The organism is Candidatus Ancaeobacter aquaticus (genome assembly GCA_030765405.1).
GTDB classification, from domain to species: Bacteria; Auribacterota; Ancaeobacteria; order Ancaeobacterales; family Ancaeobacteraceae; genus Ancaeobacter; species Ancaeobacter aquaticus.
This window is the reverse complement of record JAVCCP010000066.1, coordinates 1-9,439: the sequence shown is the minus strand read 5'-3', so window position 1 is coordinate 9,439 and position 9,439 is coordinate 1. Positions and strand designations below refer to the sequence as shown.

General features: G+C 39.4%; 5 protein-coding genes. All 5 read left to right on the top strand.

The genetic code is table 11. The features are described from left to right. The first annotated feature begins 596 nt into the window (after positions 1-596). Positions 597-3,590, top strand: coding sequence for a glycoside hydrolase family 127 protein (locus P9M13_08705; protein ID MDP8263369.1), 2,994 nt, complete (start codon positions 597-599; stop codon positions 3,588-3,590). A gap of 656 nt (positions 3,591-4,246) precedes the next feature. Then, positions 4,247-4,543: a transposase gene (locus P9M13_08700; protein ID MDP8263368.1), complete on the top strand. Its 297-nt coding sequence runs from the start codon at positions 4,247-4,249 to the stop codon at positions 4,541-4,543. Between the two features lie 47 nt (positions 4,544-4,590). Then, the gene (locus P9M13_08695) at positions 4,591-4,800 is read left to right on the top strand and encodes an IS3 family transposase (protein MDP8263367.1); all 210 of its coding nucleotides are present in this window, start codon (positions 4,591-4,593) and stop codon (positions 4,798-4,800) included. A 12-nt stretch (positions 4,801-4,812) separates the two neighbouring features. Then, on the top strand, positions 4,813-5,400 hold the full coding sequence (locus P9M13_08690) for an IS3 family transposase (GenBank protein ID MDP8263366.1): 588 nt from the start codon (positions 4,813-4,815) through the stop codon (positions 5,398-5,400). 319 nt (positions 5,401-5,719) lie between these two features. After that, complete coding sequence (locus tag P9M13_08685; protein ID MDP8263365.1) at positions 5,720-9,187, top strand: glucoamylase family protein; 3,468 nt, start codon at positions 5,720-5,722, stop codon at positions 9,185-9,187. The last annotated feature ends 252 nt before the right edge of the window (positions 9,188-9,439 follow it).

The window sequence follows — 9,439 nt, the reverse complement described above, 5'->3', positions numbered from 1 at the left end:
TCCCACGCTTTCCGCCAGGGGTATTTCTTCCTTTTAAAAGTCTAATAGTATTTTACCGTTTGTGCCTGTGTAACTACTTACTATAAACCGATCTGCAACGGTTTGATATAGAGAGTTTTCAACGTCGAATTTTAAGAAAAGAGAGGCTGTGTTCAGCCTCTCTTTTCTTTTATGTGAATCCTCGAAGGATATTTGAACCCGTTTGAAAATACGGGTTTTAATCTATACGAGACTAGAAAAACACAAGCGAAGCGCAGTGTATTCCGTTCGGAGAGATATCCCATTGTCTGCGAGCTGTCGCGCTCCATAAAAACAGAAATATCCCCCTTGATGATTATATTGTTAGCGTTTTTAAAACTCACCGGGAAAGGTGTCTTTCCTCCCATGAAATACCGGCCGGAATAAGCGTTTCACGGAGAAAAAAATATCACGAGAATCTGACTCCGATTATTTGTTGACCATAAGTGACTATTTTAAAGTGTTTTTCATCCGATATGCGGAATCGTTGATTTTTTCGTGGTCGCCTTGACATGATGAGAATTATGATGTATAATACGCTTAATGATGTATTTAACAATAATCTATAGGACAAATTTATGAAAAGTTTAAACCTTTTCTTAAAATGCGTGTCTCTTGTAACAGTGGTTATATTTTTGTCCACAAGCATGGTGTGGGCGGTACCGCATACGCAGACATTGAAGAGTTCTCAGAACGCACTTGCTGCGGATTCGAAATTAAAAGAAGACCAAACACAATTTAAGGCAGAATATAATGAAAAAGAAAGAAACAAAAATCTGCAAAAAGAGGGAATTGGACGTCCCTGGAAACGGACGTTTCTATATCTGTTTAACAGAATAGAGGGAAAGATATTGCTAAAGATAGTTCCAGTGGCTATTGCTGCTCTTCTTCTGGCATTTTCTCTGATCATAAGTCCAGTATCAATCACTCCGACTGTAGTAGTGTCGGATACGGTGAAACCGATCCAGCCTGTTTTTGAAAAGCGTGCGAAACTGCCGAATTCCGAAATCGTTGCATTTATGGCTCGGTACCGGGAACAACTCCAGAAATTGGTTGACTGGCATGTGGGTAGATATAATCCCAAAACAGGTCTCTGCAATAGCTTTGCCGATGATCATGTAAAGGGGATCCCGCCGGAGATTGCCCGCGCGGCACATACGTTCGATCAGGCGCTATGGATCATGAAGATGGACCTACTGGGTGCGCATGAAAATGCCGCAAAGGTCTTGCAGGCGCTTTCAGAAATCCAGAACCCTGATGGATATTTTTGTAATACGTATGATTCAGGTAACCGTAAGGTTGTTTTCCAGGATGTTCATCCTGGGCCAAACGCATTTGTGATCATGGCGGTGAATCTCCATGTTTTTGCGACCGGTGGAGTTGAAAAAGGCGATAAACGGTTCGTCCCGATGGCCAGTAAGGTAGCAGATTACCTTATCAGCCGGCAAGGGAAGGATGGTTCGATACTCCAAAAGAAGGTTGGTCCTATTACCGTTGTCAGTGTCGAAGAAAACGAAGATTGTTATTCAGCGTTCTATAATCTGTATATGATTACGGGAGAACAGAAGTACCTGGATGTGGCACTCAAGGTAAAGCAATTCCTGCTGAGGTCGTGGAACAACAAGAAAGGGTGTTTTTACATGTCGCGGATGTATCTGTGGGGGTTTGATATACCTTATACTGCTGCAGCATATGACACAAGCGTGTGGGGATACATGCTTTTCGGGGACAAAGGGGATAAGGGGGAAGACTACCGTCGGGGGCTAGAATTTGTGGAGAAAAAACTGTTGAATAGCGCCGATACCGGTATTGTCCACGTTGAAGCGGACAAAAAGAAATATCCGGGCGTGTTCTGGCTTGATCCGACCTGTTGGCTGGCAATAAGTGAGTTGAACGCAGGGAACCCTGACAAAGCAAAACAATATTTTGATAACGTGATGAAACGGCAGTTTCCAGACGGTGGATTGCCTTTGAATTACTGGGATGGCCTAGGGGAGAAAAACGATCCGTATCCCAACCCTGTTTGGAAATTACATCCGTATGGAGCGACCACAGCCGCTGTTGCCGCTCAGTTGTTCGCTCTGACTGTTCAGAATCCGCAGCTGAATATTTTTCATCCCTCAACAGTGCAAGGGATCACACCGATAAAAGGGATCACGGTAAAAGATCTTCCTGGCACACACATGACGATACCGACGCTGGTGGGTCAGCCGGTATCATCTGCCGAAGAGACGAATGAAGAGATACGAAAGGAACTGAGTGGAGAGGGTATCCGTGTATTGATGCCTTCCGGGAAATGGATTCTGAGGAAACTTATTGATGGAAAAATCAACGAGAAGCTGTTTGTTCCCTTAGCCAGTCTTGATGCCAAAGTAAAAGCGGCAAAGATGTTACTTGGAGATGTTGTGAAAGAGATGAAGAACATCCCTGCGGGGATTGATCGTGCTGAACTGGTGCGCCGGGCAAAGGAGGCGGAATACGGTTTTACCGGAGGATATACGATAGGGAAAGATGTTCTAGCACACGCGGGAAGGACATATAACTGCATCTATTTAGGCAGGGAGATGGTGCAAGATGAAGATATCAGCGCAAGTGATATTGCACGTGTTATGCTCGAGGATGCGCTTCATTTCGTTGTGAAAGACGGTGATCCTGAACATATGGTTATACAGCATAGCGATACTCTAAAAAAGAAACTGGTATCGGTGGTGATGGTGAATGACCCGTTGGCCAAGGTAGTTGCAAATGATATGGCGCAAGATGTGAACAGGTCAAAAGTTCCAGATGTATTGTCAATTCCGATGATGGATATCGAAAGCATTGCTAAAGCGAAAGGCGCTTACATTCAGAACAGGCCAAAAGCAGTTTTTGTTACAGTAAGTCCGGACATCGTGAACCTGCATAATGAGATAGACAATATACCGGACCCGGACAATACCATAGTGATCCCTGTGTACGATAAGAACTATGTCGTACCGTTGGATTACGTGACCAATCTCTCTAAAAAGTATCCTAATCTTGTTGCTAAACCGATAGAGATCTCAAACCTGCAGGCCGTTTCACCGCAGGAACCTTTTGGAGTGGCAGCGATACAATACGCTAACAAACTGCTCGAGAAGAAAGGGGTAAAAGTTACGGCAACGGATCTGGATGCTGGCTGGCTCAATTCGTCTGAAGAGAAATTTAAGATAAAGAACATTTCCTCTGATAAGACAAAGATCCTTGAGATAAATCCCAAAGAACTGTCAACCGATCCAGCATCAAAAGAGATCCATAATATAGGCTCACTTCTTGCGATAACCATAACCGGCATATCTCTCCACCAACAGCTGGGAGATGATTTTGAGAAGATGACGTTTGCTGAACTTGTGACGTATATCGATGATCCCGCTTTAAAGACACATTTCCGTGAACTTGTAGCCGATCTAATGGGTATGAAGGAAGATGAGGTAGATAAGATTGATAAGATGACCGTAGCAGAATTTATAAAAGCGCCTCTTCCAGTCACAGTTCCGAGTGAATCAACGAAGACAAACTACAGCATGATGCGGGCAATCATGACAGCGGCATAAAAACGGTAAAACCATAAACGAATTATTCAAGCACATTCTTTATCGTCTTTTACAGTTAAAATTATTTACCCCTCTAAATACTCTAAGTTCATAAAACCATTTAGCTAATTCTTATTCTATCTACTTGTCATCTGCGTATAGTCTGTATTTCATTAGACGCAAAATTAAACACAATAAGGAATGTCGGCTTTATTCATTCATAAACAATATCTTCTTTCAGGCTCAATGTAGAATTCTAATAACAGAACAATTGTTTATGAATAGCCTCTTTATTAAATTATCTGCTCGTTCCTTGATGAGATAGTATACCTTACGGTATACTATCTCATCTTCGTCACTCGCTTTTATTAACAAAACCTCGTGGCGGATTAAATGGCGAATTGATTGAGGGATTTAATGAGGGATTAAATGAAGGATTAAAATCTTTGTGTTTAGCTGGGATGCAGAATCCTGGCAAACAAGCAAAAGAATTATCTGATCTGTTAGCCGGCCTATTAGCAAAACCTTTTTCAATGCTTCCTCTTTCAATATCTATTAGATTCCACTTCTTAAGCTCAAGCATGCCATTGGTAATAATAGGAGAGAATTAAGTGTTCTGAGCTAGCCCGGATTTAACGGACACTATAAAATAGAGACAAAACGAATGGAGGTGTCCGATGAAGAAAAGAGGAAGGTATCCGAAAGAGTTTAAAATTGAAGCTGTTAGACTACTCAAAGAAGGCGGTAGACCAGCAAGCGAACTAGCAATGCAATTGGGTGTAAAACGCACACTCCTTTACCGTTGGAAAGATGAAACAACAGAGAAAGGCCCAAATGCCTTTGGAGGATCCGGTAGACCTAAATCTGACCAGCTCAGTGAAATTACTAAACTGAAGCAAGAATTAAAAGAAGTGAAGGAAGAGCGTGACATCTTTAAAAAAACCGCGGCGTACTTTGTGAAGGACCCCAGATAAAATACGCCTTTATTAAGAGCAATAGTAAGCAATATAGGGTCCGAAAGATGTGTAGAGTACTAAGGGTCAGTGCAAGTGGTTATTATGCATGGAAATCAAGACCAGTAAGCAAAAGAAGCCAGATTGATCAGTATTTGGTTGCAAAGATTCAAGATATTCATGTTGAATCAAAAAAGAATTATGGTACGATAAAAACATGGAAAGCTCTCAAAGCAAGGGGGATTTCTTGCGGCAAGTATCGAGTAGCTAGGCTTTGAAAAATACATGGTATTGAAAGTAAGCGACGTAAGAGATTTAAAGTTACTACAATGTCGAAGAATACTGAATGGATAGCACCAAATCGACTTAATCGCTGTTTTCAAGCCATGAACCCAAATCAAATATGGGTTGGTGATGTGACCTTTATAGCAACAAAGAAAGGTTGGTTATATTTGGCTGTTTTGCTTGATCTATTTTCACGTAAAGTAATTGGGTGGTCAATGTCAGATAAAAACAATAAACAGTTAGTTATTAATGCCCTTGATATGGCCTTAGAAAGACGTAGGCCGCAATCAGAAGTATTACATCACACAGATCGGGGCAGTATTTATGGCTCAGATGATTATCGGAATAAATTAATTACATCTGGTCTTGTGCCAAGCATGAGCCGAAAAGGAGATTGCTACGATAATGCTGTAGCAGAAAGTTTCTTTAGTACATTGAAAAATGAATTGGTTTCTGAGGAAAGATTTACATCAAGAGATCATGCAAAGTCCGAGATATTTGAATTTGTGGAGATCTTTTATAACAGGCAGCGATTACATCAATCATTGAATTATATTACTCCAGAAATGATGGAATTAAAAGCTGTCTCATAATTAACCCGTCCGTTAAACCCGGGTTAGCTCATTCCGTCCCCAGAACTATTATTGCATTCACAGTATAAAGAATGATTTAAATTATTATAATTATCTAATATAATGGGACTTCACGATATGATTAAGAGAAGTTATTTATTAAGGAGCACTTGTGTATTTTTGATTTTCCACTACAACTAAATTCTTCTTAATATTATTTTGCCTATTTTTTATCCCCTCTTCACTTCACGCATCTACTAATAATTCAAAAAAACCTTTAGTTATTCTTATAGATGATTTTAATGCTTTATATTCATGGAAGAATCTATTAGGCGGTGGGATGGGAGGAGACGATGAAAAACCCGGGATATGTTTAGTATCCTATGAATCAGACCCTAAAAATGTTCTTGGTCATACTGGAGGATCGATCAGGCTTTCGTACAATGTCTCAGAATCAGGGTCTTTTTCTTATTATTTTGTTGTTTTAGGTCGTAGAGGAACGATAAAAGAACTAAATTTGAGTAAATTCAAATATCTAAGTTTTTGGATAAAGGGCCTTTCAGGTGGAGAGAATTTTAAAATTGAACTACATCAGGACGTAAACGATGATGGGCGTTTCACATATGGAAAAGATATTGTCTCCTCGGTTTATATTGATAAATATCTAAAGGCGGGTGTTACTAAAAACTGGCAAAAAATTATTATACCATTAAAAGACTTTTTAGTAATAAGAGATATGTCAAAGGTCTGCGAAATGGTATTTACCTTCGAAGAAAATAAGGCAGATGTTAAAAAAAGTGAAATATTTATAGATGATTTATTAATTGGGAGACAGGACATTGATACAAACATTAAGAAAATACCGCCTGATAAAGCTACTTTTAAAGCTGATGGAGACCTAATTCGTAATAATTATTTATTTAATAGACATAGCATTCTTGAAATTGAAGCAAACCCTGATATATATGAAGTTGTCTGGTTTGAAATGTCGCGGGATAATGGCCGGTCCTGGCATCGAATTGCTGCCGCATACAATCCTAACGGGAAGATATTCGCCTCAAAGTGCGGTATGGATAACTTTTGCGATAAAAAAGATTTATGGTTAAGGGCTGTTTCTGTTACCCCGTTAGGACAGGTTGTTTCTATGTCTTTGTGTGTGGTTGGGTGTTCGGTTATACCCTATACATGTTTTGATTTGCTGGATGATTTGCAAAAACAGTCATTTTTATATTTCTTGGAAAATCAGAACAGAAAGACCGGCCTTTTCAGGGATACGGGAAGCAGTAAAGATTCAAGCACCGCTGTTACGGGTTTCGGGCTTGTTGCCATGTGTATTGGCGCTGAGCGGGGCTGGATCAGTAAGGATGAGGCAAAAAGACGTGTATTATTGGTGATGGATACCTTTACGAAAGACAGGAAAAAGAAAACATGTGATGACAAACCTAAAAAACAGTTAAACAAAAAGACTGATAAAGAAAAAAGTAGTTTGTTAGAAAATATTTTTGATTTGGAACGCGCCGGGGAATTTATCAATAGCGTTGTTGCTGTAATTAAAAAACCTGTTAAAGATATATTCTCAAAAACCGGGGAGAAAAAACTATCAGCCAAAGAGATCAAAAAGGGAAAGCCCCCTGAAATCGAGGATAAGGATGGATTTTATTATCATTTTATTAAGTCTGATACAGGAAAGAGATCGGGGAACTCGGAAATATCTACTATAGATACAACTCTTCTATTATGCGGGATGATAATAGCGGGTGATTATTTCGGCGGCAGGATAAAAAAACTGGCAGAGAAGATATACAGGGGAATTGACTGGATGGCATTTTGTGACGAGAGGTATGGTGGCAAATCGATGTTTCTTATGGGATGGACACCTGAAAAAGGGTATTTAACGGGAAGATGGGACTTCTTTTCGGATGAAACGATTCTTGTGACGCTTCTTGCCGCGGCATCACCCTCTTACAATGTTCCTTCAAAAGTATATTATGACTGGGTAAGGCAGGTTGGAAACTATGGCGGCGGCAGGTCCTTTATCTATTCATGGTACGGCGCGTTGTTTACGCATCAGTATGCAAACTTATTTTTTGATTTTAGAGACCTGAAGGATCGCAACCAGACAAACTGGTTTCAGAATTCTAAAGCGGCAACGCTCGCAAACCGAAAGTTTTGTATGGATGAGGCGGGTAATTATAAGACATATAAACCGAATTGCTGGGGAATAACTTCCGTTTATACGCCTAAAAGCTATACGATGAAATACGGTACGCTGCCTAACGGTGATAATTGCCCTATGCATGACGGGACGGTATCCCCTCTCGGGGCGGGGACATCAATAAGTTTTACGCCATTTTATTCTGTATCGGCCATTCAGTATATGCTGCAAAAATATCCTAAGATAAAAGGAAGGTATGGTTTAGTAAATTCCTTTAACCTTCAGGACGTTTTTTACGCCCCTACGGATTACGGGCTTGATACGGGGGCATTTCTTTTAGCGCTGGAGAATTTCAGAAGCGGTTTTGTATGGAAATATTTTATGGAGAATAAGCATATAAAAAATGCCCTTAACAAAACCGGTTTCAAAAAAGATAGCAGGTATGTGAAATCAAAGGCGGATATTAAAGGTATATGCGCCTTTATTGAACGATTCCTTTCGCGGAAAAATCCGGATATAGACACGGTAAAGGGGATGTTTAGCGGGATGGAAGAATTGGTGAATGCAGGGGACGAAGAGGCATTCAAGCTGTTTATTCAATATAATAACCATGTTTATAAAAAGATCCTGAAATGGCTGGATAGACAAAAATACCGGTTAGATACTATTGAAACAGAATATTTGAAGTTTCTTGCCTTAATTCGTTTGTATCAGTTTGATAAGACAGAAACACAGTTTGATAATTTTATTAAAGCGCTGAATAATAGCGGCAGTCGTGAAGAATGTTATAAAAATCTAAAGTATTATATTAAGCGTATCATGTCTTTAAACATACTTGAAGACTACACGGATAAATTATGTAATATGTATTTTAGTTTGGCTGAAGGGTTAAAGGGTTGTGACATTGAGAGTGATATAAAGGGATTTGCGGACTGTTCATTTAAAAGCGGTAAATATTCACAGGCATACAAATTTTATAATAAGTGCCTTAACGGCATGAAAAAAAAGCTTAATACGGGAGAATTTACCGGGCTGTGCAGTAGGATATCAAACAAATATTTTAATATCGAGAGGTATGATTATTCGTCGTCAATAGACCTGCTGCATATAGATTATCTGCTGTCAAAAAAAACACAGGATGCTGCGAATATAGATTATATTCTATTGTTAATTAATCGTTACTATGAGCTTGAGAGATATTCAACGGTAGTAAATCTGGTAGATAGATTTCTTAAATATTATCCTGATAATGAAGCTATAGTATATGTTCTTTTAATGCGGGGGATGTGCGGCAGGAAAATGAAGAAATATGATCATGCAATCGAAGATTTCAAGACGATCGCGGATTCGGATGCTGATAGTGAAATCCTGGGCCGTGCATTGCTGATGTTGGGGGAAATATACATGGTTAATGGTAAAAATAAGAGGGCATTGGATTATTTTAACAGTGTTATTGAAAAATCTCCTGATAGCGAAATGGCGGATACGGCACTATATAATAAAGGAATTATATTATATAGTGATAATAATCTTTCTGATGCGGAGAAAATATTTAAACATATAGCAGGAAATGAAGGCAATTATAAGTACGGAGCAGAAAAGTATTTAGAGAAAATAAATAGTAAAAAAGGCGTTACTGATATAGGGAAATAAATATGCGCCGCCGGGGGTGTATATGGTTAGACCCTTCCTTAAGGGATGGGAAGGTCTACCCAGCAGGGTGGTCTGCTTAGGATTAAAGTTTCAATAGGAAATATATAATCCATTTGTTATAATATAATTGCTCAAGCGTTATAAATAAATCGAGTAAGACCATGTCCCACTTCGTAAATGGGACATGGTCTTACCAGAAATCAGGTAAAATCACCCTTGAGGCAGCTATTATGAAGCCTAAGATAAGGATTC